Below are 24,641 nucleotides of genomic sequence, written 5' to 3'. Positions count from 1 at the left end.
CTACTCTTCCAATCGCAGCACCCCTAGTCTTCCGATCGCCGGTCAGGGCAGCTGGTGCAGGGCCAGCGGCAGCACGGCGGTTGCGCCGGCGTCGGCCAGCAGGGCTCCGGCCACAGTCACGGTCCAGCGGGTCCGGATCGTGTCGTCGACCAGCAGCACCGGGCCGTCGAAGGCGACGCCGGGCAGCAGCGTGGTCCGGGCCAGCAGGTCGGTTGCGCGGGCCGAGGACGAGGCGTCCTCGACCGGCCGCGGACCGGACACCGCGAGCGCCTCGATGTACGGCAGCCGGCCGACCTCGGCCACGTGCCGGGCTACCGATTCGATCATGGTCGGGAACCGGCGGGACGGCATCGGCACCACGGCGATCGGCCGCTCCCAGTCCCGTGCCCAGCGCTTCAGGACGGCGACGACGGCATCGAGGATCTCGCCGTCCACCGGCTCGTCGCGGATCCAGAGCCGGCGCAGCGCGTCGGTCCAGGCGGGGTCGTCGGCGAACGCCAGCGCCCGGCCGGGAGCCAGGAAGTTGATCTTGCCCTTGCGGTCGCCGAGCCGGGCCGCCCACTGCTTGCGCGGCTCGACGATCGTGTCCTGGCCGCGGAAGAACCGCTGGGCGGCGATGATCAACTCCTGGTCCGGCGCTGCTCCCGGGGCCGGCAGTTCGCCGGTACAGACCGAGCACCGCCCGCAGTCCTTGGGGTCGGGATCGTCGAGGGCCTGCTGCAGGAACCGCATCAGGCAGCCCTCGCCGTGCGCGTAGGACCGCATCAGCCCGGCCTCGTCGGCCCGGACCCGGCGCAGCGCATCCCACTTCTCGGCGTCGTAGTACCAGCGCTTCCCGGTCGCGACCCAGTCGCTGCGGTCCCGGTCGACGACGCCGTCGACGGCCAGGATCTTCAGCGTGGACTCGAGCCGGCCGCGACGGAGGCCGGTCGCGGCCTCGATCGCGCCGAGCCCGGCCGGACCGTCGGCCAGCACGTCGAGGATCTGTTCCACCTGGGCCTCGACCGGGATGCCCGCGGTGGCGAAGTAGTCCCAGATCCGCTCGTCGGACTCGGCCGGCACCAGCACCGCGACGGCGTCGTCAAGGGCGCGGCCGGCCCGGCCGACCTGTTGGTAGTACGCGACCGGCGAGGCCGGTGAACCCAGGTGGATGCAGAAGGCGAGGTCCGGCTTGTCGTACCCCATCCCGAGCGCCGACGTCGCCACCAGCGCTTTCACCTGGTTGTCCCGGAGCCGATCCTCCAGGTGCTCCCGGTTCTCGGTCTGCCCCGAGTACGCCTCGACGTCGAGCCCCTGGCTCTGCAGGAAGCCGGCCACCCGACCGGCCTCGGCCACCGTGAGGACGTACACGATGCCGGAACCGGGCAGCGAACGCAGCGCCTCGGCGACCCAGGCATAGCGTTCCAGCGGTGTCAGCTCCGGCACCACGGACAAGCGCAGCGAGGCGCGAGCCAGCGAGCCGCGCAGCGTCACGGTGTCCTCGCCCAACTGGCCCGCCACGTCCGCGGTCACCCGCTCGTTCGCCGTCGCCGTGGTGGCCAGCACCGGCGTCCCGGGCGCGAGTTCCAGCAGGGTCCGGGTCAGCCGCTGGTAGTCCGGCCGGAAGTCGAAGCCCCAGTCCGAGACGCAGTGGGCCTCGTCGATCACCAGCAGCCCGCAGCGGGACAGCAGTTCCGGCAGCCGGGCCGCGAAGCGCGGGTTGACCAGGCGTTCCGGGGAGATCAGCAGGACGTCGAGCTCGTCCGCGGCGAGGGCGGCGAAGATCGGGTCCCAGTCGTCGAAGTTGGTCGAGTTGATCGTCGCGGCCCGCAGCCCGGCCCGTTCGGCGGCGGCGATCTGGTCCCGCATCAACGCCAGCAGCGGTGACACCACCAGCGTCGGGCCGGCCGGTCGCTCACCGTGCCGGAGCGCAGCGGTCGCACCCCAGTAGACGACCGACTTTCCCCACCCGGTCGCCTGCACCACCAGCACCCGCTTCCGGTGGTCGACCAGTTCCTCGACCGCCCGGACCTGATCCGCCCGCGGCACGGCGCCCGGCCCGGCGACGGCCCGGATGGTCGCCGCCAGCTGCTCGGCGGTCCGGCTGCTGACCCTCACGCTTTCTGACATGCCCGCCATCATGCCCCTCCCCACCGACGGCCTCCCCCTCCCCGCCGACCGGTCACCAACGCAGCCGTTTCTGCGGCGTGTCGCTGCAGAGGTGACCACTCGATCCCGGGGACGGAAGGAGGTCGCGGCAGAGTTCAGGGGTTCAGCACTTGCCGACCAGCCGATAGCCGACCCAGAGTTCGCCCTTGGCGTTCACGTTGGCGGTGGACCCGAGATCCAGGATGTTGTTGTCTCCGTAGATCTTGTGATCGCCCACCTGAAGGTACGGCCGGGCCTGCCCAGCCGGTCCGGTGCCCTTGCCCGGGGTGAAGGTCGCCGACGCCCCGGCCACGAAGGTCTTCGAGTGCCAGCACGCCCGACCGGTCTCGATGTGCCGCAGCACGAGGTCGCCGTTCTCCTGCATCCGGAGCAGCGAGCCACCGTTGCACAGGGCCCGGCCCGGCCTCAGGATGTCGGTGTGGTCCAGGTGGTCCTGGGCGGAGCAACCCGGTGGTTCGGCTGCCGCTCCCGGTGCTGTGGCCACCTGGAACCCCGCGACGGCGACGATCGCCGCCGCTCCCGCGAGCCCGGCTCGGACCATGCGGGTTCCCGCCTTGCGCACGATCTCAGTCATCGTTCAACGCTCCCTTCTGCCCACCCTCCTCACGAAGAAGTGGGATCGATGTTGCGTACGCCAGCGACGCTAGGCCGGGCCGATGACGCCACACTGACCCGGCACTGACGCGGGGAATGGCAGGGAATAACGGCGTTATAGGAATCGTGCCAAGTTCGGGCGAAACTCTTGCACCGCCGGAACTCACCTGACTACGATTCCTAATATCGCAGTCATTTTCGATATTTGGAATATAGGACGGTTCCCATGCGGCGACGACGCTGTTCCTGGTCGATCTTCCTGATCTTGGTGGCCCTGGTGGCCGCGCTCACTCCCACCGTGGCCGCGGCCTCGCCGGGCGAGCGTCCGGACCGGCTGCCGGACGGCGCGTTCCTCACCGCGAAGAACGGCGGCAACACCGTCGCGGCGACGATTCGCGAGGCGGAGGCCCGGGCCGACGGTTACCGGCACATCGACACGCCTGCGATGATCAAGCGGCTCAAGCAGTTGAACGTCACGATGTTCACCTACGACATCTGGGAGAGCCCCACGGACTGGGACGATCTGGTCACCGAGCTCGTGCCGGCCGCCGAGGCGGCGGGCATCGACGTGATGGTCTATCTGGTGCCGCCGTCGGAATGCTTCCTGCACGAGAAGCCGCACGTGGCCGGCCGGTGCTCGCGGCCGTTCGAGTTGGACTTCGTCCGGTGGGCCGAGGAGATCGCGAAGCTGTCCCTGAAGCACCCGAACGTGAAGTCCTGGGCGATCGACGACTTCCTCAGCGGCCCGGTCAACCAGGCCTTGTTCACCAACGAGTACCTGACCAAGATCGAGAACGCCCAGACCGCGATCAACCCGGACCTGAAGTGGTACGTCACGCTCTATCCGGGAGAGATCAACGATCACTCGATGGAGCGGATCAAGGGCACGGTCGACGGAGTGATCTACGTCTACTTCGTGTACGGGTCGACGATCGACCCGAGCCAGGTCGAGGTCGGTCTTGATCAGGTTCTCTCGATCACCGAGAAGGCCGGCAAGGAACTCGTCCTGCTCGGCTACTTCGGCCGGTTCCTCGATGGCATCGTCCATCCCGACGAGCGCTACGTCGCCGAGGTGCTGCGGCGCGCGAAGCCGTACCTCCTGGACGGACGGCTGCGCGGCATCATGGCCTACGGCGCCCCGCTGGACGCGCTGACCCAGCAGCCCGGCACCGACTACCGCGCGCACTCCGGGATGGGCAGCCTGAGCTTCTCGATCAGCAACAACGTGCCGACCTCGCCCGGCCACTTCGCCGCGGCGTCCCAACGCGTCGCGGTCGATGCGAAGGCGGCGAAGAAGACGATCAGCTTCAAGCACACCGACTACCAGGAGGGCGGCGACGCCGGCTACCAGTTGAAGCAGTTGCTGGTCGACGAAAAGGTGGTCTGGAGCCAGGACTTCACCAGCGACACCGAAGAGGTGTGGCACGACGAGACGGTCGACGTCACCGACCTGCTCGCCGGCAAGGGGTCCGCCGATGTGACCTTCCGGCTGTACCACCAGCAGGGCGTCACGTTCTCGCCGAACGACACCCGGTTCGACGTCGTGACCGCCCAAGGAATCAAGATCACCAACGGCGGCTTCGAACGGCCCGGCGGCTGGCGGATGAGCCGCAACGCCACCCAGCTGCACCCCTACATCGACATCTACTCGCCGGCCAGGCCGGCCAAGATCTTCAACGCCATCAGCAAGGGATACGCCGAGCTCCGCGGCACCACCCACACGCCGCTGGCCGAGCCGACCTTCCCCGGGCTCGTGATCAGCCCGGCGAACCGGGCGATGACCGGGAACGGCCGGCTGAGCTTCACCATCCCGCGCGGCGTGGACGTCGCACCCAACACCTGTGCCGCCGCCGCGCAGACGATGCCGGTCGATCCGGACTCGCCGCGCTACGAGATCGACTTCTGGCACACCGACCCGATCGGCGGGCTGCACGGCCGCTACTTCAAGCAGCTGCTGATCGACGGGGTGAACATCTGGAACCGCGACGTCGGCGACGGCTGGCCCTGGTTCTACCTCCAGGGTTCCGATCACCAGGGCCCGATCGACATCACGGACTTCGTTCGCGGCAAGGAGAAGGTCAAGATCGAATATCGACTGTGCTCCGGTTCCGGCGCCGTGTCCGGGCTGGACGTCCTGGACTACAAGATCGACAACATCAGGACCATCGGCCTCGGCCTGAAGAACGGCGGCTTCGAGGACGATACCGGCTGGACCCTGACCGGCTCGGGCCCCGTCTCCGTTGCGTACGCGAACTGACCAGGAGAACCTGATCATGACCAGACCCTTGCGGACCGTCATCGCCGCCATGATCATCGCCGTGCTCGCCGGAGCGCTCGCCGCACCGGCGACCGCGGTGCCGGATGATCATGGAACCGAACGAGCCCGGGCCGGCACGTTCGCCAACCCGATCCGGGACGGCGCCGACCCCTGGCTCGCGTTCCACGACGGCCGGTACTTCCTGGCCAGCACCACCGCGTCCAACGTGGTGACCATGTCGTCATCGCGATCACTGGCCACGCTCGGAGCGGCGACGGCGACCGTGGTCTATGACGCGAGGACTCAGCCGACCGCGTATCAGGACAACATCTGGGCGCCGGAGCTGCACCGGTTCGGCGATCGCTGGTATCTCTACTACACGGCGCAGATCGGCGGCGACATCTCCACCCACCGCAACTTCGTCGCGGAGAGCCAGGGCGACAGCCCGCTCGGCCCGTACACCTTCAAGGCGCAACTGCAGGGCCCGGACTTCTTCAGCATCGACGGCACCGTGCTCGAGGTCCACGATCAGCTGTACTACGTCTACGCGGGCATCCCGTCGCCGGGCGCGCAGAAGCTCTACATCGCTCCCCTGAGCAACCCGTGGACGCTGGCCGCCGAGCCGCGGATCCTCTCCGAGCCGACCTATGAGTGGGAGAAGATCGGCAACGGTGAGACCCAGGAGGGCCCGTACCCGATCTACCGGAACGGCAGGATCTTCCTGACCTATTCGGCGGCCCAGTGCGGCACCCCGGACTACGCCATCGGCCTGCTCAGCTACACCGGTGGCGATCCGGCCGACCGGGCCTCCTGGACGAAGACACCGGAGCCGATCTTCAGCAAGAGCCCGGAGAACGGTGTGTACGGTCCCGGCCACCACAGCTTCTTCACGTCGCCGGACGGCACCGAGGACTGGATCGTCTACCACGCAAGGGACTATCCGAACAGCACCGATTGTGGCGAGCCCCGGACCATCCGGGCCCAGAAGATCAACTGGACCGCGGACGGCCGCCCCGACCTGGGCGTCCCGGTCCCACTCGGCGTACCGGTGCCGTTGCCGGCCGGCGATCCGCGGAGCCGGAAGTGATCGCCCGGGTCTGGCAGGGCTGGGCCGCGCCGGGATCGGCCGACGACTACCAGCGGCACTACGAATCGGAAGTACGGGAGCACCTCACCGACGTTCCCGGGTTCCGCGGCGCTCGGCTGCTGCGCCGGCAGATCGGCGACGAGGTGCTGTTCACGTCGATCACGTTCTTCGATGATCTTGACGCCGTCCGAGCGTTCGCCGGTGATCACTACGAGCATGCCGTCGTCGCACCGGCGGCCCAGCGGGCCCTGAGCCGTTGGGACGAGACCGTGAGCCATCACGAGGTCGCCGCAACAATCGAGCCGCCGGACGCGCCCTGAGCCTGTCGAAGGGCCAAGCCCGATCTGGTCCGCCCTTCGACAAGCTCAGGGAACGTTGTGGCCTACTCAGCAGCTGGACGCGTTGGTCGCCGGCAGGCTGACCGTGACGCAGAGTCCGCCGCCCGGCCGGGGAGTCAGGTCGAGTCGGCCGCCGTGGGCGGCGGTGATCGCGGTGACCACGGCCAGGCCGAGGCCGTGTCCGGCCACCGGGGCTCCGTCCTGGTCGCGGCGGCGCCGACCGGGGCCTCGAGTGAACGGCTCCAGCAGGCCGGGCAGGTCGGCCGGGTCGACCACCGGTCCGGTGTTCCGGACCCGGATCACGGCATGATCATCGGCGACGCCGGTGGTGATCATGACCGTGCCGCCGGAAACGTTGTAGCGCAGCGCGTTCTCGACCAGGTTGCGGATCAGCTGCTCGAGCAGCAGCGGATCCCCGCTCGCGGGCGCCGGGCGCAGGTCGGTGTTGATCACCAGCTCGGACCGGTCGGCCTGCTGCACCGACGCGACCGCGGCGCCCGCGGTGTCGGCCAGGTCGAGCGGCTCGACCTGCTCCACCCGGTTCTCGCTCTCGGCCAGCACCAGCAGCCCGTCGATCAACCGGGCGTTGGTCTCGATCTGTTCCAGCAACCTCGCTCCCAGGGCGACCGTTCCCGGAGCCGCGCCGGGCCTGGTGATCTCGACCTCGATCGTCGCCCGCTGCACCGCCAGCGGCGTCCGCAGCTGGTGCGAGGCGTTCGCGACGAAGTGCCGCTGCCCGTCGAAGGCGCGGTCGAGCGAGTCGAGCATCGCGTCGAACGCCGTCGCGAGCCGCCGTACCTCGTCGTTCGGCGCCGTGCCGGCTCCCTGGGTCAGGCCGATCCGCTCGTGCAGGTTGCGTTCCGGCCCTGTGGCGCGGGCGATCCGCTCCGCGGTCGCCGTCATCAGGTCGAGCGGACGCAGGCCGCGGCCGGCGATGATCCAGCCGCCCGCGCCGGCCGCGACCGCGACCACCAGCACCACGACGGCACCCTGGGAAACGATCGCGGCCAGGGCGGCGTCCCGCAGCGCGGCGCGGTCCTGCTCGAGCTGGGTGATCAACACGTCCAACTGAACGGTCGACCCGTCCGGCAGGACGATCGTGGAGTCGCCGCTCGCCGCGGCCCGCTCCCGCAGGGCCGCGATCCGGGCCTCGGTCGCGTCGCTGCCGAGCTCCTGGTCCAGCCGCTGCCCGACGACGACATAGATGCCGGCCAGGATCAAGGACCCGGCAGCGAGGATCAGGCCGCCGTACAGCAGGGTTAGCCGGCCGCGCAGGCCGAGCCGGGGTCGCCGGGTGATCATGGGATCCGGTAACCCACACCAGGTACGGTCTCGACGACGGCCGGCTCGCCCAGCTTGCGGCGCAGCTTCATCACCGTGACCCGGACCGTGTTGGTGAACGGGTCGATGTGCTCGTCCCACACCTTGTCCAGCAGGGATTCCGCGGAGACCACGGTGCCGCCGGCCCGGAGCAGTTCACCGAGCACGGCGAACTCCTTGTTGGTCAGACTGAGCGGTACGCCGTCCCGGTACGCCTCGCGGCGGCCGGCATCCCAGCGGATCCCGGCGCGCTCGATGGTCGGGGCCACCGGCGCCGAGGTACGGCGGCACAGGGCGTGCACCCGGGCCGACAGCTCGAGGAACGCGAACGGCTTGACCAAGTAGTCGTCGGCGCCGATCGCCAGGCCCTCGATCCGGGACCGGACCGCCGACGCCGCGGTGACCATCAGCACCCGGGTGATCACTCCGGACCCGACGATCCGTCGGCAGACCTCGTCGCCCGAGATGCCCGGCAGGTCCCGGTCCAGCACGACCACGTCGTAGGAATAGACCGCGATCCGTTCCAGCGCGCCTTCGCCGTCGTAGGAGATGTCGACCGCGAACGACTCCCGCCGCAGCCACTCGGCCATCGTGTCCGCCAGGACCGGCTCGTCCTCGACCACGAGGATGCGCATCTGACCCCACCCCTCTCCGTCCGGAAGGCCGATTCTGCTGCAGTCCAGGTAACCGGGGGATAACCAGCGGTCGCTGTGCGGCTCCCGTGCGCCGGCTGTGAGTCCGCGGGCCGGATAACCGGCGGATAACCGCGGCGTGCTCGCTTACGGCCCGGTTATCCGGCACCGGCTCGACTTGATCACGAGCGGTGATCGTCACCGCGATCAGGAGGACTCACGATGAAGATCAACCTCGGCGCCCGGGCCCTGTCCGGTGCACTGCTCGCACTGACTCTCGGCGTCGCGGCGTTGACCGGTTGCGCACCCGGCACCGACAGCGGCGGCGGGATTCCCAGCGCAGGACCGGGATCCGGCACCCCGAGCTCTTCCGCCGGCGCGCCCACCTCGAGTGCCCCTGGTACGTCAGCGCCGCCGACCCCGGATGCGTACGCCTACGCGGCCTGCATGCGCGAGCACGGCATCGACATGGCCGACCCCGACCCGAAGACGGGCTTGCCGACGGTCGGCGACTCGGTCGACCCGGAGAGCGCCGCGTTCAAGGAGGCGCACGAGGCGTGCGGCGACCTGCTGCCCGGCGGGATCCGCGGCCAGGGCGACGACACCGAGCTCGACGCCTACCTCGCCTTCGCCCAATGCATGCGGAAGAACGGGATGCCGGACTTCCCGGACCCGCAGCCGGGCAGCGGCGAAGGGATGTTCCCCGGCATCGACCGCAACGATCCCGCGTTCGGCAAGGCGTCCGAGGCCTGCCAGCACCTGTTGGCCGGGAGCGACCAATGAAGCGCCCGACGCGCCGGATGATCATCGCGGGTGCGGTGCTGGCGGCCGGCGCCATCGTCACCGCCGCGGCGCTCGGCTTCGGCGGCTCGGTGCCCCAGGTCGAGGCGTCCAGCACCGGGCTGCCGCCGGCCACGGCCAAGATCACGAAGGGCACGCTGACCCAGACCCAGTCGGTCGCTGGCACACTCTCGTACGGACCCGTGACACCCCTGACCGGCAAGGCCGACGGCACGATCACCTGGCTCCCCGAGCCGGGTGCGGTGATCAAGCCGGGCGACCCGCTCTACAAGATCGACAACGACCCGGTGCAGCTGTTCACCGGCAAGCTGCCGCCGTACCGGACGCTGTCGGAAGGAGACTCCGGGCCGGACGTCAAACAGCTGGAGAAGAACCTCAAGGCTCTTGGCTACAAGGGGATTCAGGTCGACAAGTACTTCGGCTCGTCGACCACCGAGGCCGTCCATGAGTGGCAGGATGATCATGGTCTGCCGGAGAACGGCGAGGTCGCCCCGGGCCAGTACGCGGTCGCCGCCGGCCCGATCCGGGTCACCGAGGTCAAGACCACGGTCGGCGCCACCCTCGCGCCGGGCGCCGAGGTGCTCGGCTACACCGGGACTGAGCGGCTGGTCGAGATCGACCTGCCGGTGGACAAGCAGCAGTACGTCGACGTCGGCAACCCGGCCACCGTCGTGCTGCCGGACGGCTCGAAGGTCAAGGGCACGGTGAGCAAGATCGGCGCCGTGGCCAGCACCGACGAGGAGGGCGACACCACGATCGGCGTCACGGTGACGATCAAGGACCAGAAGGCGCTCGGCACGCTGGAGGCCGCACCGGTCACGGTCCAGTTGATCACCGGCAAGGCGACGGACGTGCTGACCGTCCCGGTCACCGCGCTGGTCGCGCTGTCCGGCGGCGGCTACGGCGTCCAGGTCGTCGACGGCGGCCAGGTCAGCTATGTCACGGTGAAGACGGGCATGTTCGCCGGCGGCATGGTGGAGATCAGCGGCTCCGGTCTCACCGCCGGGACGGTCGTCGGGGTGGCGTCATGATCATTCCGCCGCCGCCGGTCGTGGTCCGGCTGGACGAGGTGTCGCGGACGTACGAGGGCGGGGTCGTCGCGCTGGACCGGGTCTCCCTGGAGATCCGGCCCGGCGAACTGATCGGCATCGTCGGGCCGTCCGGCTCCGGCAAGTCGACCATGCTCAACATCCTCGGCACGCTGGACCGGCCGAGTTCGGGTGAGGTCGACCTGGCCGGCTACCGGGTCCGTCGGCTGTCCGACCGGCAGTTGTCGGTGCTGCGCGCGTTGACGATCGGCTTCATCTTCCAGCAGTTCCATCTGGCCGCCGGGGTGCCGGCGATCGACAACGTGGCCGACGGGATGCTGTACGCCGGCGTACCGCGACGGATCCGGCTGGAGCGGGCCGAGCGGGCCCTGCACCGGGTCGGCCTGGGCGCCAGGATCGGTCACCGGCCGCACGAACTCTCCGGCGGGGAGCGACAGCGGGTGGCGATCGCGCGCGCCGTGATCGGCGATCCGCCGCTGCTGCTCGCCGACGAACCGACCGGAAACCTGGACACCGTGGCCGGCACCGGCGTGATGAGCCTGCTGCGTGAGCTCAACGCCGGCGGCACCACGGTCGTGATCATCACCCACGACCGGGACATCGCCGCGTCGCTGCCGCGCCGGGTCGAGCTGCGCGACGGCCGCCTGATCGCCGACGCCCGTACCGAAGGAGCACGATCATGATCACCACAGACCAGCCGAAGACCCGGCTTTCCCCGGCAGGGTTGGGATTCGGTGACCTGGTCCGGGTCGGCGGCGCGGGCCTGCGGGCGCGGCCGACCCGGATCCTGCTCTCCGCGCTCGGCATCGCGATCGGCATCGCGGCGATGATCTCGGTGATCGGCATCTCCAGCTCGAGCCGAGAGGACTTCAACCGCCAGATCGCCGCGCTGGGCACCAACCTGCTGACGGTGAGCCCGGGCCAGAACCTGTTCGGCGAGCAGTCCCACCTGCCCGTCGAGTCGACCGCCATGATCGACAACATCGGCCCGGTCGAGTCGGTCAGCGCGACCGGGGTGATCAGCGGCGCGCAGGTCTATCGCAACGACCTGGTGCCGGCGGCCCAGTCGGGCGGGATCAGTGTGATCGCGGCCAAGCCCGGCCTGCTGGACACCCTGGGCGGCGACCTGGCCGCCGGGACGTTCCTCGACGACGCGACCGAGGCCTATCCGGTCGTCGTGCTCGGCGCGACCGCCGCGGAGCGGCTCGGCGTCGGCTCGGTCGGTCCCGACCAACAGGTCTATCTCGGCGGCCAGTGGTTCACCGTGATCGGGATCCTGGCCCCGGTCACGCTGTCGCCCGAGTTCGACGCGGCCGCGATCGTCGGCTGGACCGCCGCGATCGAGCTGCTCGGCTTCGACGGGTACCCGACCACGATCTACACCCGCGCCGCGCAGCCGTACGTCGAGGAGGTCCAGGCGATACTCGGCAACACCGCCAACCCGGCCGTACCGAACGAGGTCGACGTGTCCCGGCCGTCGGACGCCCTGGCCGCCCAGCAGGCCGCCGACACGACCCTGAACAACCTGCTGCTCGGCCTCGGCGGCGTGGCCCTGCTGGTGGGCGGGATCGGGGTCGCCAACACGATGGTGATCTCGGTGCTGGAACGCCGCGGCGAGATCGGCCTGCGGCGGGCGCTCGGGGCGACCCGGGGCAGCATCCGGGCCCAGTTCCTCGTCGAGGCCCTGCTGCTGTCCGCCATCGGCGGGGCAGCCGGGCTGCTGCTCGGTATCGGGGTGACCGCGGCGTACGCCGCACTGCAGGGCTGGCCGACCGTGGTACCGCCGTGGGCGATGGCCCTGGGCCTCGGGGCGACGTTGGTGATCGGCTGCCTGGCCGGGCTCTACCCCGCCGTCCGGGCCTCCCGGCTGTCGCCCACCGAGGCGCTCACCGCCCCATGATCACGAGCACAGCTGCGGGCCAGGTCCGGAGCCGGACGCTTGCCGTACGACCTCGTGGATCAACTCGACCGCGCGGCCGACCCCGTTCTCGGCGCGGATGATCCGGCCCAGCTCCGCGGCCCGGGCGGCCAGGCCGGCGTCGCCGACGGCCTGCCGCAGCGCCCCGGCCAGGCTCTCGACGGTGAGCCGCCGCTGCGGCAAGGGAGCGGGGGCGACTCCGCTGATCATCATCCGCTCACCCCAGTACGGCTGATCGGCGATGAACGGGCAGATCACCTGCGGCCGGCCCGCGGCGAGCGCCGCCGCCGTCGTGCCGCCACCCCCGTGGTGCACGTTGGCGGCGGTCCGGGCGAACAGCCAGTCGTGCGGTGCCTGATCGATGATCATGATCCGGTCTCCGGCCGGCGTGGTGTCGATGCCGCCCCAGCCGGTGATCACCACCGCCCGGACGCCGGCCAGCCGGACCGCCTCGACGACGGTACGGCCGACCCGGCCCGGATCGGTGCCGGACATGCTGCCGAAGCCGATCGACACGGTCGGTTCGTCGGTGTCGAGGAAGGCCCGGAGCCGCTCCGGCGGTGTCCAGCCGCTCGACGCCGGCAGAAACCAGTAGCCGGTGGTGTGGGTCCAGGAGGGGAACTCGAGCGGTCCCGGGAGGACGTGCTCGCTGAAGGCCTGCAGCATCGTCACCCGCGCTCCGGCCGGCGTCCGCAACGGGTCGCCCTGGTTCGGCCGCCGCGGCAGGCCGAGGGTCTCCGATCGCCACTGCCTCGCCACCCCGGCCAGGCCCATCAGGGCCGGGTTCGGCAGCCGGTAGCTCGCCCGGTTGAGCGCGCACGGGACCGGGAACGGGAGCAGCGGATTCGCGAACGAACCGGTCGGCACCCAGCCGGGCTGCAGTCCGACCCCGACGGCCGGCCGGCCGAGCTTCTCGGCCAGGTGCTGCATCGGCAGGTTGACCGGGTGCACGACGACGTCGGCACCGGCCGCCGGCACCGCCGCCAACTCGTCCAGCATCCGGCGCAGCATCGGGCTGGTCCGCCGGATCAGCCGCAGGGCCATCCGCTTGCCCCGCAGGCCGCGGAAGTTGGTCTCCATCGCTGCGCGTACCTCGGGATCGTCCATGATCTCGTTCAGCCCGTCGTACACGGGCACGAAGGAGAACTCGTACGGAGCGACCAGCGAGGCAGAGCCCTCGGGAGCCACCAGCACGGCGTCGTGGCCGGCGGCCTGCAACGCCCGGGCCAGCGCGGCGAACGGCTGGACGTCGCCGCGGGTGCCGTGGGTGAAGATCATGACCTTCATCAGGCCATTGTTACACCAAGACTACTCATATTCCAGGTATACTGACTCGGTGACGGAAGGCCGCCGGGAACGCAAGAAGCTCCAGACCAGGCAATTGCTGATCGACACGGCGTTCCGGCTGTTCGCGGAGCAGGGCTACCAGCAGACGACGGTCGCCCAGATCGCCGCCGAGGCGGATGTGGCCAAGAAGACGTTCTTCAACCACTTCCCGACCAAGGAGGACGTCCTGTTCGCCGACGCCGGGCGGTTCGTGGAAGCGGCACACGAGGTCATCGCCGCCCGCGAGCCGGGCGAGCCGATCGGCGACGTGCTGCTGAAGGTGTACGACCACGTGCTGACCCAGCCACCGACCGCCGCACTCCCGGTGCCGGACGCGGCCGTGCTCGACATCGCCGCACTGGCCCGCACCGTGCCGGCCGTTCAGGCCAAGGCGCTGCAGGTCATGTCGGAACTGCAGGATCGGGTGGCGACCGCGTTCGCCGAAGCGTTTCCCGACGAACTGGATCCGGTCACGGCAGGAGCCGCGGTCGGCGCGCTGATCGGAGCCGGGCAGGGGGCCAGCATGGCCAGCCTCCGACTCGGCCACTCCCTGGCGGAGCACCTGGCCGGCACCCGGCGTGCGCTCGACCTCGTCCGGGACGGACTGCGAACGCTGTGATCGGAAGGCTCAGCCGCCGGCGACCGCGGGGATGATCGAGATCTTGGCGTCGTCCTCGACCTTGGCGTCCAGGCCACCCACGAACCGGACGTCCTCGTCGCCGACGTAGACGTTGACGAACCGGCGCAGTTCGCCGGCCTCGTCGACGACGCGTTCCTTGATCCCGGGGTGGGCCGACTCGAGCGAGTCGAGCACCTCGGCCAGGGTCGCGCCGTCGGCGGTGACTTCCTTGGCGCCGCCGGTGTAGGTCCGGAGGATGGTCGGGATGCGTACCGATGCCGTCATGGACGAACATCCTTCCAGAAATCCTCGAACGCCTCATAACGCGGCGGGATGGTGGTCTTCGGGCCGACCTTGTCGGCGACCGCGTCCAGCGTCTTCAGCCCGTCACCGGAGTTGATCACCACGGTCTCGGCGTCCGGGTCCAGGGCGCTGTCGGCGATCAGCTTCGCGGTCACGCCGACCGTCACACCGCCCGCGGTCTCGGCGAAGATGCCCTCGGTCCGGGCCAGCCGCTGGATGTTGGCGACCACGGTCTCGTCGTCGACATCGGTGATCACGCCGCCGGTGCGGCGCACGGTGTCCAGCACGTACGGGCCGTCGGCCGGGTTGCCGATGGCGAGCGACTTGGCGATCGTGTCCGGCTTCACCGGGCGGACCACGTCGTGGCCGGCCCGGTAGGCCTGCGCGATCGGCGAGCAGCCGGTGGCCTGGGCCCCGAAGATCTTGTACGGCTTCTCCTCGACCAGGCCGAGCTTGATCAACTCCTGCAGGCCCTTGTCGATCTTGGTCAGCTGGGAACCGGAGGCGACCGGGATCACGATCTGGTCCGGGATCCGCCAGCCCAGCTGCTCGGCGATCTCGTACGCCAGCGTCTTGGAACCCTCGGCGTAGTAGGGCCGCACGTTGACGTTGACGAACGCCCAACCCTCTTCCTCACCGGCGATCTCGCTGGCCAGCTTGTTCACGTCGTCGTAGGTGCCCTCGATCGCGATCAAGGTCGTGTCGTAGACCGCGGAGGCCAGGATCTTCTGCCGTTCCAGGTTCTCCGGCACCAGCACCACGGACCGGATGCCGGCCCGGGCGGCGGCCGCGGCGACCGCGTTGGCCAGGTTGCCGGTGGACGGGCAGGCCAGCACCTTCAGCCCGAGTTCGCGGGCCGCGGACAGCGCGACCGCGACCACCCGGTCCTTGAACGAGTGGGTCGGGTTGCCGGAGTCGTCCTTCACCCAGAGCTGCCGCAGACCAAGATCATCGGCGAGGTTGCGCGCGTCGACCAGCCGGGTGAACCCGGGGTCGGTGGACCGGAAGGTGGCGATGTCGGCCGGGACCGGCAGCAGCGGCGCGTAGCGCCAGATGCTCTTCGGCCCGGCCTCGATCTCGGCCCGGGTCACGGCCGGGAACTCGTACCCGACCTCGAGCGGGCCGAAGCATTCCACGCAGGCATAGAATGGGCCCAGCGGCCCGGTGGCGCCGCAGGCCCGGCAGATCAGATGGGTGGCGTTGCCGAAGGCTCCGGGTCGACAGCCGGTGGGCGCTTCGGTGGAAATAGCCGTGGTCACGCGATCACGTCCTTCATCATCTTTCTCGGTCGACTGTCGCCGAGTCGGAAGTGGCACCGTGTCCGTCGGTCGGCCGGTTGCCGGGGAGTCATCGGGCCGAATCCCTCATCCCCTCTTGATGGCTGATTCAGCGTAAGGTCCGGATCGGGCGTTTCCCGAATGCATTCTCGGATCGCAAGATGATCGTCCACATGTTGGACGTCCCGTCGGAGTGGAGGCCGCGATGGAGCTGCGATTTCACCTGCGCCGGATCGGCAACGCGATCAACCTGTCGACGCCGTTCGGCCTGCTGGCGGCCCGGATCGGTGGCGCGCGCGTGTCGGCGGGGCCGCGTGGGTTGTTGCTGGCCGAGGGTTACCGGCTCGGCTTCCCGTACGCGGCGGCCTTCACGGTCGGCAACGTCCTGATCGCGCGGGACAGCTGGGACGAGCAGGTGCGCCGCAATCCCCGGCTGCTCGAGCACGAGGAGGGCCACACCTGGCAATGGCTCAACTGCCTCGGCCTGCCGTTCCTGCTCGCGTACTCGGCCTGCCTGGGGTGGTCGATGCTGCGCACCGGGGATCGCGCGCTCGGCAACTTCTTCGAGCGCCAGGCCGGCCTGGAGAGCGGCGGCTATCTCCCGGAGCCGGTGGACTGAGGAGAGAACGTACGAATGATCAGGCGTCGATGTTGAGGTCGATGCCGAGGCGGCGAGCCGAGCGCTCGCGCTGCCGGTTGGCCCGGAGCCGGCGCAGCCGCTTCACCAGCAGCGGGTCGTGGGCCAGCGCCTCCGGGCGGTCGATCAGGGCGTTCAACACCTGGTAGTAGCGGGTCGCGGACAGGCCGAAGCGCTCCCGGATCGCCTGCTCCTTGGCGCCGGCAAATTTCCACCACTGGCGCTCGAAGGCCAGGATGTCGGAATCGCGTTCGCTCAACGTCTCCGTGGGTTCGACGGGGTGTTGCTGGGGATTCGTCGCGGCGACCATGTTCCTCATAGTAGGGGAGGAATCACAGGCATGTCATTCACCGCGCCGAGGCCCCCGCGAGCCCCGGAATCCCGGCGAAACCGGGCCGGGACGTCCGCGACGGCCGTGGCCGAGCGTAGCAAGCGGTTCCCAAGTCCGCTCACCCGAGCACCACGGACGGGCCGGATGCGGTTTGATGGTGGCCATGAAGGATCGCATCGGGTGGGGGATTCTCGGGGCCGGGCACATCGCCGGAGTGTTCGCGGCGGATCTTGCGCTGCTGCCGGACGAGGCTGAACTGGTCGCCGTCGGGTCCAGGTCCAAGGTCAAGGCCGACGAATTCGCCCGCCAACACGGTTTCGCCCGCTCCTACGGCTCGTACGCCGAACTGGCCGCCGACCCGGACGTCGATGTCGTCTACATCGCCTCCGTGCACAGCGACCACTTCGAGTCGACCCGGATCTGCCTCGAAGCCGGCAAATCCGTGCTGATCGAGAAGCCGATCACGGTCTCCGAAGCGCGCGCCAAGGTGCTCATCGCCTGGGCCCGGGAGCGCGGGCTGTTCCTGATGGAGGCGCTGTGGACCCGGACCAACCCGCTGATCCGGCAGGCCGCCGACCTGGTCGCCGCCGGTGAGATCGGCCACATCAAGCACATCTCGGCCTCGTTCGGGTTCGTCTTCGACGGCCCGGAGTCGCACCGGCTGCTGGACCCGGAGCAGGCCGGCGGCGGGGTGCTGGACCTCGGTGTCTATCCGGTGCACCTGACCGAGTTGTTCCTCGGCGAGCCGGACCGGGTGGTCGGGTACGGGAATCTCTCCCGGACCGACGTCGACACGCACGCCTCCGCCCTGCTCGGGTACTTCCCGCGGGACGGCCGGCCGGCCGCGACGGCGTCGGTGACCTGCAGCCTGGAGGCGAACCTGCCGACCCGGCTGGAGATCTTCGGCACCGACGGCCAGTTGATCATCGACGAGTTCATCCGGCCGCCGGAGCTGGCGCTGCGCCGCGGTACCGACCGGGACGCCAAGCCGGAGATCCTGATCGGCCAGTGGCCGGGCGGCGGCTACACGTTCCAGGCGCAGGAGGTCATGCGCTGCCTGCGGGCCGGCGAGCAGTTCTCGCCGATGGTGCCGTGGGAGTCGACCCTGGCCAGCATGCGCACCCTTGACCGTTGGATCGCGGGCGTCGAGGTCGCCCAGCCCTGATGACGACAGAGCAGCCCTTCATGATCAAGAGACTGACCGGAACCATCCAGCCGTACCCCTGGGGATCCAGCACCGCCATCCCCGAGTTCCTGGGGACGACGCCGACCGGGGATCCGCAGGCCGAGCTGTGGCTGGGCGCGCACCCGCAGGGGCCGAGCCGGATCGGCGACCCCTCCGGCGAGCAGGAGATCCTGGCCGACCATCTCGCAGTGGCGCCGGAGGCCCGGATCGGGGCGGCCTCGGTGGAGCGGTTCGGGCCGCGGCTGCCGTACCTGATGAAGGTGCTGGCGGCTGCCCGGCCGCTGTCCCTGCAGGCGCACCCGTCGCGGAAGCAGGCCGAGATCGGCTTCGCCCGCGAGGAGGCGGCGGGGATCGGCCGGGACGCAGCGAACCGCACCTACCGGGACGACTGGCCGAAGCCGGAGGCGTTCTGCGCGCTGGCCCCGGTGCAGGCCCTGTGCGGTTTCCGGGATCCGCTGCAGACGTACGGCTTCTTCGAGCGGCTCGGCGTGCCGTCGGCGCTGGAGCTGGTGGCGCCGCTGGCCGACGGCGGCCCGGACGCCCTGGCCGAGGTGTTCGGCCGGGTGCTCCGGCTGCCCGCGGAGTCCCGCGGCATCGTCGAGGAGGTGGTCGCGGCCGCGACCGACGGCCGGGAACGTGATCTTGACGAGTTCGGCACCACGGCGGTCGAGCTGGCCACCCACTACCCGGGCGACCCGGGCGTGATCGCCGCGCTGCTGATGAACCGGGTCAACTACGGCCCGTACGACGCGATCTTCCTGCCGGCCGGCAACCTGCACGCCTACCTGAGCGGGACCGGGGTGGAGATCATGGCCAACTCCGACAACGTGCTGCGCGGCGGGCTGACCTCGAAGTACCTGGACGTCGACGAGTTGATCACCGTGCTCGACTTCACCCCGCGGCCGGTCGAGCTGGTCCCGATCGACGAGGAGTCGCCCGGGCTGTTCCGCTACCGGACACCGGCGCCGGAATTCGGGCTCTGGCGGCTGGAGCCGGCCGATGCCACCGTTCCGTTGCCGGCGGGCAATTCCGGGCGGGTGGTGCTGGCCGCCCGGGGCACCGTGGTGATCACCGGCGGCGAGCAGGAGCTCGCCCTGACCCGAGGCGAGGCGGCCTTCGTGCCGGCCGACGCCGGGGAGCCGAAGCTGACCGGCTCCGGGATCGCGTTCGTCGGCGGCCCCGGCGTCTGAGCCCGCAGCAATGTGGAATAAGTACATCCGAGGCTGCGGGAAAAGTGCATTCGGGCGTGTGGAATAAGTCCATTGGCGGGCTGCTCGTCGGTGCAACCGGACTCGACCCAGTTGATCCGGGCGTTCGTCACGATCATCCACCAAGGGGGTTAACCCCCGTCCGAAGACGCCGGACGACCCTCAGCGCGGCCGCGAGCCGGAATCCGGCACCTGTCCCGACGTCAACGCCGGCCAGCCCGAGGGCGGCCCAGGGCACCCAGCTCAGCAGCAGGCAGAGCAGGCCGAACTGTGCGAGTCGCCGGTTCGAGGTGGTGGTCGCCGCGGGCGTCGGCGGGCCGCTGGCCGTGCTGGCGTACACCTTGGTCGCCGGGCCGCTGGCCGAGGAGTTCGGCTGGCGCGGGTGGCTGCAGCCGCGGCTCCGGCAGCGCTGGTCCCGGGCTCTGACCACGCTGGTGCTGGGCACCGTCTGGGCTACGTGATCTTGTACGCGAGCGAGCAGCTCCGCGGCGGAGTCTGGGCCGCCGTCGCCGCGCACGCCGGCTTCAACGGCGCCGGCGCCCTGCTCCCGGCCGACGGCGACGTCGCGGTCATGATCGAACTCGGCGTGATGATCATCCTCGCCGCCGTCGTCCATGCCCTGAGTCAGGCCTCGAACAAGTCCTCATGATCATCGGGCGGAGCGTCCCGGTGACCGAGCACCCCCAGCACCTGCTCGCCGTACTTGGCCAGCTTGTTCTCCCCCACCCCGCTGATCGTGCCCAGCTCGGCCAGTGACCCCGGCGCCCGGGTGGCGATCTCGCGCAGGGTGGCGTCGTGGAAGATCACGTACGCCGGCAGGCCCTGCTGCTTGGCGACGCCGGCCCGCCAGGCCCGGAGCTGCTCGAAGAGCGGTGCCGCGTCGGCGTCCAGCTCGACCGCGGCCGCCTTCGCCGACGAGGTACGACTCCTGGACTTGGCCTGGCGCGGCGGGTCGCGGCGCAGCGAGACGGTCCGGTTCTCGTACAGCACGCCGCGGCTGAGTTCGGTCAGCAGGAACGTCTGATAGGTGCCCTCGACGGCGAGCAGGCCCTGGGCCAGCAGCTGCCGGATCACGGTCCGCCAGTCCGCCTCGGTCAGCTCGGTGCCGACGCCGAAGACCGAGAGTTGATCATGGGAGAACTGCTCCACCTTCGGAGTCCGGCGGCCGAGCAGGATGTCGACGATCTGGCCGGCGCCGAAGCGTTGCCGGCGTTCCTTGTCCAGCCGGTAGACCGTCGACAGCACCTTCTGGGCCGCGACGGTGCCGTCCCAGGTCTCCGGCGGGGTGAGGCAGGTGTCGCAGTTGCCGCAGGGCTCGCCGGCCTGGCCGAAATAGGCCAGCAGCTGGGTCCGCCGGCACTCCACCGTCTCGCACAGGGCCAGCATCGCGTCCAGGTGCTGCGAGAGCCGGCGTCGATGAGCAAGATCACCGTCGGAGTCGTTGATCATCTTCCGCTGCTGGACCACGTCGGCGAGTCCGTACGCGAGCCAGGCGGTGGACGGCAGCCCGTCGCGGCCGGCCCGGCCGGTCTCCTGGTAGTAGCCCTCGACCGACTTCGGCAGGTCAAGGTGCGCCACGAACCGTACGTCCGGCTTGTCGATGCCCATCCCGAACGCGATCGTCGCGACCATGATCACGCCGTCCTCGCGGAGGAACCGGGCCTGGTTCTCGCTGCGGGTCCGCGCGTCCAGCCCCGCGTGGTACGGCAGCGCCGGATAGCCCTGGCCGGTCAGGAACTCGGCGGTCTTCTCCACCGAGGCCCGGGACAGGCAGTAGACGATCCCGGCGTCGCCGGCGTGCTCGTTCTTGAGCAGCTCGATCAGCTGCCGGCGCGGCTCGTTCTTCGGCTCGATCCGGTACTGGATGTTGGGCCGGTCGAAGCTGGCCACGAAGTGCCTGGCCTCGGTCAGGTCGAGCCGGGCCGCGATCTCGGTCCGGGTGGCCTCGGTCGCGGTGGCGGTCAGCGCGATCCGCGGGATGTCCGGCCACCGCTGGTGCAGTTCGGACAGCGCCAGGTAGTCCGGCCGGAAATCGTGTCCCCACTGGGCGACGCAGTGGGCCTCGTCGATCGCGAACAGCGCGATGCTGCCGCGGTCCAGCAGCCGCAGCGTCGACTCGACCCGGAGCCGTTCCGGCGCCAGGTAGAGCAGGTCCAACTCGCCGGCCACGAACGCCGCCTCGGTCTCGCGGCGTTCCTCCGGCCCCTGGGTCGAGTTGAGGAAGCCGGCCCGCACGCCGAGCGCGCGCAGGGCGTCGACCTGGTCCTGCATCAGCGCGATCAGCGGCGACACGACGACGCCGACACCGGGCCGGGCCAGCGCCGGGATCTGGTAGCAGAGCGACTTGCCGCCGCCGGTCGGCATCAGCACCAGCGCGTCACCGCCGCCGGTGACGTGGTCGATGATCTCGGCCTGTTCGCCGCGAAACGCGTCGTAACCGAAGACCCGGTTCAAGACCTCGATCGGCTGGGTGGCGACAGGCAGCATCACCCGATCGTAGGCTCTCGCCGCCGGCCCGGGGCACCCGACGCCGCCGTACGGACGACACCGACTGAGGATCGACAACACTCATCACCTCGTCGACTGGCCGTCACGTCGAGTTCGGGTGGTCGTGGCCGAGACGGGTCACGGTGGCCTGGTGATGATGATCGCGCGCGGGGCGCTGGTGTTGATCATGACCGTAGGCCTTTCCCTGATGGGAATCGGGCCCTCCTCCGCGGAGCCGAGATCGGGTCGGTTCGACCTGCAGGCCCACCGCGGCGGCCTCGGCCTCACCGTGGAGAGCACGATCACCGGGTTCACCCGGGCCCTCGAACTCGGTGTGAGCACGCTGGAGCTGGACGTCCAGGTCACCGAGGACGGGCACGCCGTGGTCACCCACGACCGATTGGTGTCCGGGACGAAGTGCCGCGACACGGTGCCGTACACGAACGGTGATCCGGAGTTCCCGTACGTCGGGAAGTGGGTCAAGGACCTCACCCTGGAGCAGGTACGACAGCTCGACTGCGGCAGCCAGCGGCTGGCCGAGCATCCCGGCCAGACCCTCGATCCGGGCGCCCGGATGCCGGAGCTGCGGGACGTCTTCGCGCTGGTCCAGCGCTACCGGGCGTACCAGGTCAAGCTCAACATCGAGACCAAGGTCGAGGCCGGAGCACCGGAGGAGACCGCGCCGCGGGAACAGTTCGTCCAGGTCGTCGCCGCCGAGGTGCGCAAGGCTCGGATCGCCCGCCAGGTGACGATCCAGAGCTTCGACTGGGGCGCGCTGATGCGGATGCGCGAGGTCGCGCCGTCCCTGCCGATCATCGCGCTGACCAACCGCGACTTCCTGCAGACCGGGCAGCCCGGCAAGTCGCCGTGGCTCGGCGGGATCGACATCGACGACTTCGACGGCGATCTGATCAAGGCCGTGAAGTCCTTCGATGCCGACGCCGTCTCGCCCGTGCACGGGTTCCCGCAGAACGGCAAGATCAGCGATCCGAACTACCAGCCGTACGTCGACGCAGCGATGGTCCGCTCCGCGCACCAGGCCGGGATCACGATCGTTCCGTGGACCGTCAACGACCCGGCCACGATGCGTTCCTTGATCAAGATCGGCGTGGACGGCCTCATCACCGACTACCCGGACCGGCTGCGCACCGTACTCGATGATCAAGGATTCCGGCTGCCTCGCAGCTACCGGGCGCCGAAGGTCGAGCCGCTGGCCCAGGCCCATGCGCACAACGACTACGAGCACCTGAACCCGCTGACCGACGCCCTGGATCGCGGCTTCAGCAGCGTCGAGGCCGACGTCTGGCTGATCGACGGCGAGCTGCGGGTCGCTCATGATCTGGACGAGACCGAGCCGGGGGTGACGCTGGAGAAGCTGTATCTCGAGCCGCTCGCCGAGCGGGCCGAACGGGGCCACGGCAGCATCTACCCGACCGCGCCGGGCGCCGGCTTCCAACTGTTGATCGACATCAAGAGCGACGGTCCGACGACGTACGCGGCGATCGACCGGGCGCTGCGGAAGTACGACGCGGTGTTCAGCCGGTTCACCGAGCGCGGCATCGAGGAACGTGCGGTGACCGCGGTGATCAGCGGCAACCGGCCGCTCGAGGTGATGCAGCAGCAGCGGGACCGCTACGCCGGCTACGACGGCCGACTGGCCGACCTCGGCTCCGGCTACGCCCCCGAACTGATGCCGCTGGTCAGCGACAACTGGACCAACCACTTCGACTGGGACGGCACCGGCACCTTCCCGGCCGCGAAACGGGCCAAGCTGCGCAAGATCGTCGCCGACGCCCACCAGGCCGGCTACCGGGTCAGGTTCTGGGCCACACCGGACCAGCCGGGCGCCGCCCGCGAGGCGCTCTGGCGCGAGTTGATCGCCGCGGGGGTGGACCACGTGAACACCGACGACCTGCACGGCCTGGAGCTGTTCCTCCGCGCGCGTTGAGCCGCCCGGCTGCGGTTCGGTACCCTTTTGGCGCCGTCTCCCGGTCCTCCCGGGGGAAGCCGGCCGCGTTAGCTCAGTGGTAGAGCGTCGATCTTGTAAATCGAAAGTCGAGAGTTCAATTCTCTCACGCGGCTCCGTTCTCAAGGGATGATCGACCCGGGTGTCGGTAGGCTCCCGGCCGTGACCTCGGCAGCGGAGATTCAGGCAAGGCTGGAGTCGGCGAGCGCGGTGGTCCGCGAACGGGACCTGCTCCGCGGTCAGATCGATTCGCTGAAGCAGGAACACGAGGCGGCGCAGCAGGTGCTCGCCGAGCGACGGGCCGAGTTGAGCGACGAGACGAAGGACGTCGACAAGCTGGAGAACTTCTCGCTGACCAGGATCGTGGCCGGCCTGCGCGGCTCCCGCGCGACCGATCTGGAGCGGGAGCAAGCCGAGGCCCGGGCCGCCGAACTGCGGGTCGCCGAGGCGCAGTCTCGGTGCGATGCGCTGCACCGGGAGTGGGAGACCCTGGCCGCCCGGGGTCGAGACCTCGGCGACGTCGACGCACAGTTTCGCGATGCGCAGGCCGCCAAGGAGCAGTGGCTCGCGACGCAGGGCGGCCCGGAGGCCCGGCGGCTGACCGGCCTCGCCGAGGAGCGCGGCCGGCTGCAGGCCGAGCACCGTGAACTTGCGGAGGCCGACCAGGCCGCCGTCGCGGCGACCCAGGCCTTGCAGGAGCTGGGCAGCATCCTGGACGACGCCGCCGGCTGGTCGACGTACGACACGTTCTTCGGCGGCGGGATGATGTCGAGCCTGGTGAAGCAGGACAAACTCGGTGAGGCCGCCGCCGCGGCCAGGCACGCCAACCAGCTGCTCGCCCGGCTGTCCCGGGAGCTGGCCGACGTCGGCGGCGGCTCCGTCAGCGCGCTGGCGGTCGACGACCTGACCCGGTTCCTCGACGTCTGGTTCGACAACATCTTCACCGACCTGTCGGTGGCGGGCCGGATCGACGAGGCGAAGGCCCGGACCGCGCACAGTCTCGAGGCGGTCGCCGGGCAACGGCAGCAGATCGCCGACCGGGGCGCGGACGTCGCACGCCGACTGGCCTACGTCGATCAGCTGCGCACCGACCTGCTGGCCGGTCCGGCCGGAGGACCGCTCCTCAGGTGACGGATCGCGGCAGTACGGCATCCGGG

At 70.1% G+C, this 24,641-nt stretch carries 24 protein-coding genes, 1 tRNA gene and 1 riboswitch; of the genes, 16 read left to right on the top strand and 9 right to left on the bottom strand.

Annotated elements, in window-relative coordinates:
• Positions 1 to 42 precede the first annotated feature (42 nt).
• Positions 43 to 2,109, bottom strand: coding sequence for a RecQ family ATP-dependent DNA helicase (locus BKA15_RS23470; RefSeq protein ID WP_246322411.1), 2,067 nt, complete (start codon positions 2,107 to 2,109; stop codon positions 43 to 45).
• Between the two features lie 142 nt (positions 2,110 to 2,251).
• Positions 2,252 to 2,722 carry a hypothetical protein gene (locus BKA15_RS23465; protein ID WP_179754886.1) on the bottom strand — a complete coding sequence of 157 codons (471 nt, stop codon included), beginning with the start codon at positions 2,720 to 2,722 and terminating at the stop codon, positions 2,252 to 2,254.
• Between the two features lie 246 nt (positions 2,723 to 2,968).
• Here BKA15_RS23465 and BKA15_RS23460 point away from each other — a divergent pair, with 246 nt between their 5' ends.
• Genes BKA15_RS23460 through BKA15_RS23450 form a run of 3 tightly spaced genes read left to right on the top strand, consistent with a single transcriptional unit; the run spans position 2,969 to position 6,406 of the window.
• Positions 2,969 to 4,999 carry a hypothetical protein gene (locus tag BKA15_RS23460; RefSeq protein WP_179754884.1) on the top strand — a complete coding sequence of 677 codons (2,031 nt, stop codon included), beginning with the start codon at positions 2,969 to 2,971 and terminating at the stop codon, positions 4,997 to 4,999.
• A 16-nt stretch (positions 5,000 to 5,015) separates the two neighbouring features.
• A complete protein-coding gene (locus tag BKA15_RS23455; protein ID WP_179754883.1) occupies positions 5,016 to 6,086 on the top strand; it encodes a glycoside hydrolase family 43 protein in 1,071 nt (356 codons plus the stop codon).
• Entirely contained in the window at positions 6,083 to 6,406 is a 324-nt protein-coding gene (locus BKA15_RS23450) for an antibiotic biosynthesis monooxygenase family protein (RefSeq protein ID WP_179754879.1), read from the top strand. Before BKA15_RS23455 ends, BKA15_RS23450 begins: the two co-directional genes overlap by 4 nt.
• A 66-nt stretch (positions 6,407 to 6,472) precedes the next feature.
• Here BKA15_RS23450 and BKA15_RS23445 read toward each other — a convergent pair whose 3' ends face one another.
• Both BKA15_RS23445 and BKA15_RS23440 read right to left on the bottom strand, forming a co-directional pair.
• Positions 6,473 to 7,726, bottom strand: a complete 1,254-nt coding sequence (locus BKA15_RS23445; protein ID WP_179754878.1) for a sensor histidine kinase — start codon at positions 7,724 to 7,726, stop codon at positions 6,473 to 6,475.
• Positions 7,723 to 8,379, bottom strand: a complete 657-nt coding sequence (locus BKA15_RS23440; protein WP_179754875.1) for a response regulator transcription factor — start codon at positions 8,377 to 8,379, stop codon at positions 7,723 to 7,725. Before BKA15_RS23440 ends, BKA15_RS23445 begins: the two co-directional genes overlap by 4 nt.
• 219 nt (positions 8,380 to 8,598) lie before the next feature.
• Here BKA15_RS23440 and BKA15_RS23435 point away from each other — a divergent pair, with 219 nt between their 5' ends.
• Genes BKA15_RS23435 through BKA15_RS23420 form a run of 4 tightly spaced genes read left to right on the top strand, consistent with a single transcriptional unit; the run spans position 8,599 to position 12,126 of the window.
• Complete coding sequence (locus tag BKA15_RS23435; protein ID WP_179754873.1) at positions 8,599 to 9,159, top strand: hypothetical protein; 561 nt, start codon at positions 8,599 to 8,601, stop codon at positions 9,157 to 9,159.
• Entirely contained in the window at positions 9,156 to 10,208 is a 1,053-nt protein-coding gene (locus tag BKA15_RS23430; protein WP_179754871.1) for an efflux RND transporter periplasmic adaptor subunit, read from the top strand. Before BKA15_RS23435 ends, BKA15_RS23430 begins: the two co-directional genes overlap by 4 nt.
• Complete coding sequence (locus BKA15_RS23425) at positions 10,205 to 10,909, top strand: ABC transporter ATP-binding protein (protein WP_179754869.1); 705 nt, start codon at positions 10,205 to 10,207, stop codon at positions 10,907 to 10,909. Before BKA15_RS23430 ends, BKA15_RS23425 begins: the two co-directional genes overlap by 4 nt.
• Positions 10,906 to 12,126 (top strand): ABC transporter permease, encoded by a 1,221-nt coding sequence (locus tag BKA15_RS23420; protein ID WP_179754867.1) that lies wholly within the window; start codon positions 10,906 to 10,908, stop codon positions 12,124 to 12,126. The genes BKA15_RS23425 and BKA15_RS23420 overlap by 4 nt, the downstream gene beginning before the upstream one ends.
• Here BKA15_RS23420 and BKA15_RS23415 read toward each other — a convergent pair whose 3' ends face one another.
• The gene (locus BKA15_RS23415) at positions 12,127 to 13,431 is read right to left on the bottom strand and encodes a glycosyltransferase (RefSeq protein WP_179754865.1); all 1,305 of its coding nucleotides are present in this window, start codon (positions 13,429 to 13,431) and stop codon (positions 12,127 to 12,129) included.
• Positions 13,432 to 13,480: 49 nt separating this feature from the next.
• Between BKA15_RS23415 and BKA15_RS23410 the strand changes: the two genes are divergently transcribed.
• Positions 13,481 to 14,089 (top strand): TetR/AcrR family transcriptional regulator, encoded by a 609-nt coding sequence (locus BKA15_RS23410; RefSeq protein ID WP_179754863.1) that lies wholly within the window; start codon positions 13,481 to 13,483, stop codon positions 14,087 to 14,089.
• A 9-nt stretch (positions 14,090 to 14,098) separates the two neighbouring features.
• Here the strand turns inward: BKA15_RS23410 and BKA15_RS23405 are convergent, their stop codons facing one another.
• Both BKA15_RS23405 and thrC read right to left on the bottom strand, forming a co-directional pair.
• Positions 14,099 to 14,374, bottom strand: a complete 276-nt coding sequence (locus BKA15_RS23405; protein ID WP_179754861.1) for a ubiquitin-like small modifier protein 1 — start codon at positions 14,372 to 14,374, stop codon at positions 14,099 to 14,101.
• Entirely contained in the window at positions 14,371 to 15,651 is a 1,281-nt protein-coding gene (gene thrC, locus BKA15_RS23400; RefSeq protein ID WP_312879229.1) for a threonine synthase, read from the bottom strand. The genes BKA15_RS23405 and thrC overlap by 4 nt, the downstream gene beginning before the upstream one ends.
• Positions 15,652 to 15,664: 13 nt before the next feature.
• A riboswitch (SAM riboswitch) is annotated at positions 15,665 to 15,776 on the bottom strand.
• A gap of 98 nt (positions 15,777 to 15,874) precedes the next feature.
• Here thrC and BKA15_RS23395 point away from each other — a divergent pair.
• Positions 15,875 to 16,288, top strand: coding sequence for a hypothetical protein (locus BKA15_RS23395; protein ID WP_179754859.1), 414 nt, complete (start codon positions 15,875 to 15,877; stop codon positions 16,286 to 16,288).
• A gap of 19 nt (positions 16,289 to 16,307) precedes the next feature.
• On the opposite strand, the gene BKA15_RS23390 is transcribed toward BKA15_RS23395, so the two are convergent.
• Positions 16,308 to 16,616 carry a DUF3263 domain-containing protein gene (locus BKA15_RS23390; RefSeq protein ID WP_179754857.1) on the bottom strand — a complete coding sequence of 103 codons (309 nt, stop codon included), beginning with the start codon at positions 16,614 to 16,616 and terminating at the stop codon, positions 16,308 to 16,310.
• 184 nt (positions 16,617 to 16,800) lie between these two features.
• Between BKA15_RS23390 and BKA15_RS23385 the strand changes: the two genes are divergently transcribed.
• The 4 genes from BKA15_RS23385 to BKA15_RS23370 all read left to right on the top strand — a co-directional run bounded on the left by BKA15_RS23385 (position 16,801) and on the right by BKA15_RS23370 (position 19,680).
• Positions 16,801 to 17,802, top strand: a complete 1,002-nt coding sequence (locus BKA15_RS23385) for a Gfo/Idh/MocA family protein (RefSeq protein WP_179754855.1) — start codon at positions 16,801 to 16,803, stop codon at positions 17,800 to 17,802.
• Positions 17,803 to 17,822: 20 nt separating this feature from the next.
• The gene (gene manA, locus BKA15_RS23380; RefSeq protein WP_218871545.1) at positions 17,823 to 19,013 is read left to right on the top strand and encodes a mannose-6-phosphate isomerase, class I; all 1,191 of its coding nucleotides are present in this window, start codon (positions 17,823 to 17,825) and stop codon (positions 19,011 to 19,013) included.
• A gap of 308 nt (positions 19,014 to 19,321) precedes the next feature.
• Entirely contained in the window at positions 19,322 to 19,492 is a 171-nt protein-coding gene (locus BKA15_RS34990; protein WP_218871544.1) for a CPBP family glutamic-type intramembrane protease, read from the top strand.
• Complete coding sequence (locus tag BKA15_RS23370; protein WP_179754853.1) at positions 19,489 to 19,680, top strand: hypothetical protein; 192 nt, start codon at positions 19,489 to 19,491, stop codon at positions 19,678 to 19,680. Before BKA15_RS34990 ends, BKA15_RS23370 begins: the two co-directional genes overlap by 4 nt.
• Here BKA15_RS23370 and recQ read toward each other — a convergent pair.
• A complete protein-coding gene (gene recQ, locus BKA15_RS23365; RefSeq protein WP_179754852.1) occupies positions 19,656 to 21,518 on the bottom strand; it encodes a DNA helicase RecQ in 1,863 nt (620 codons plus the stop codon). The two genes, BKA15_RS23370 and recQ, sit on opposite strands and share 25 nt — an antisense overlap.
• 154 nt (positions 21,519 to 21,672) lie before the next feature.
• On the opposite strand from recQ, the gene BKA15_RS23360 reads away from it, so the two are divergent.
• From BKA15_RS23360 to BKA15_RS23350, 3 genes are all read left to right on the top strand, one after another.
• Positions 21,673 to 23,466, top strand: coding sequence for a glycerophosphodiester phosphodiesterase family protein (locus BKA15_RS23360; RefSeq protein WP_179758656.1), 1,794 nt, complete (start codon positions 21,673 to 21,675; stop codon positions 23,464 to 23,466).
• Between the two features lie 62 nt (positions 23,467 to 23,528).
• Positions 23,529 to 23,600: transfer RNA gene (locus tag BKA15_RS23355), tRNA-Thr, on the top strand.
• Between the two features lie 46 nt (positions 23,601 to 23,646).
• Entirely contained in the window at positions 23,647 to 24,615 is a 969-nt protein-coding gene (locus tag BKA15_RS23350) for a hypothetical protein (RefSeq protein ID WP_179754850.1), read from the top strand.
• Positions 24,616 to 24,641: the final 26 nt, after the last annotated feature.

The organism is Microlunatus parietis (assembly GCF_013407955.1).
GTDB lineage: Bacteria > Actinomycetota > Actinomycetes > Propionibacteriales > Propionibacteriaceae > Microlunatus > Microlunatus parietis.
Note: the sequence above shows the minus strand (reverse complement) of the source record. Positions and strands in the feature narration are given on the sequence as shown.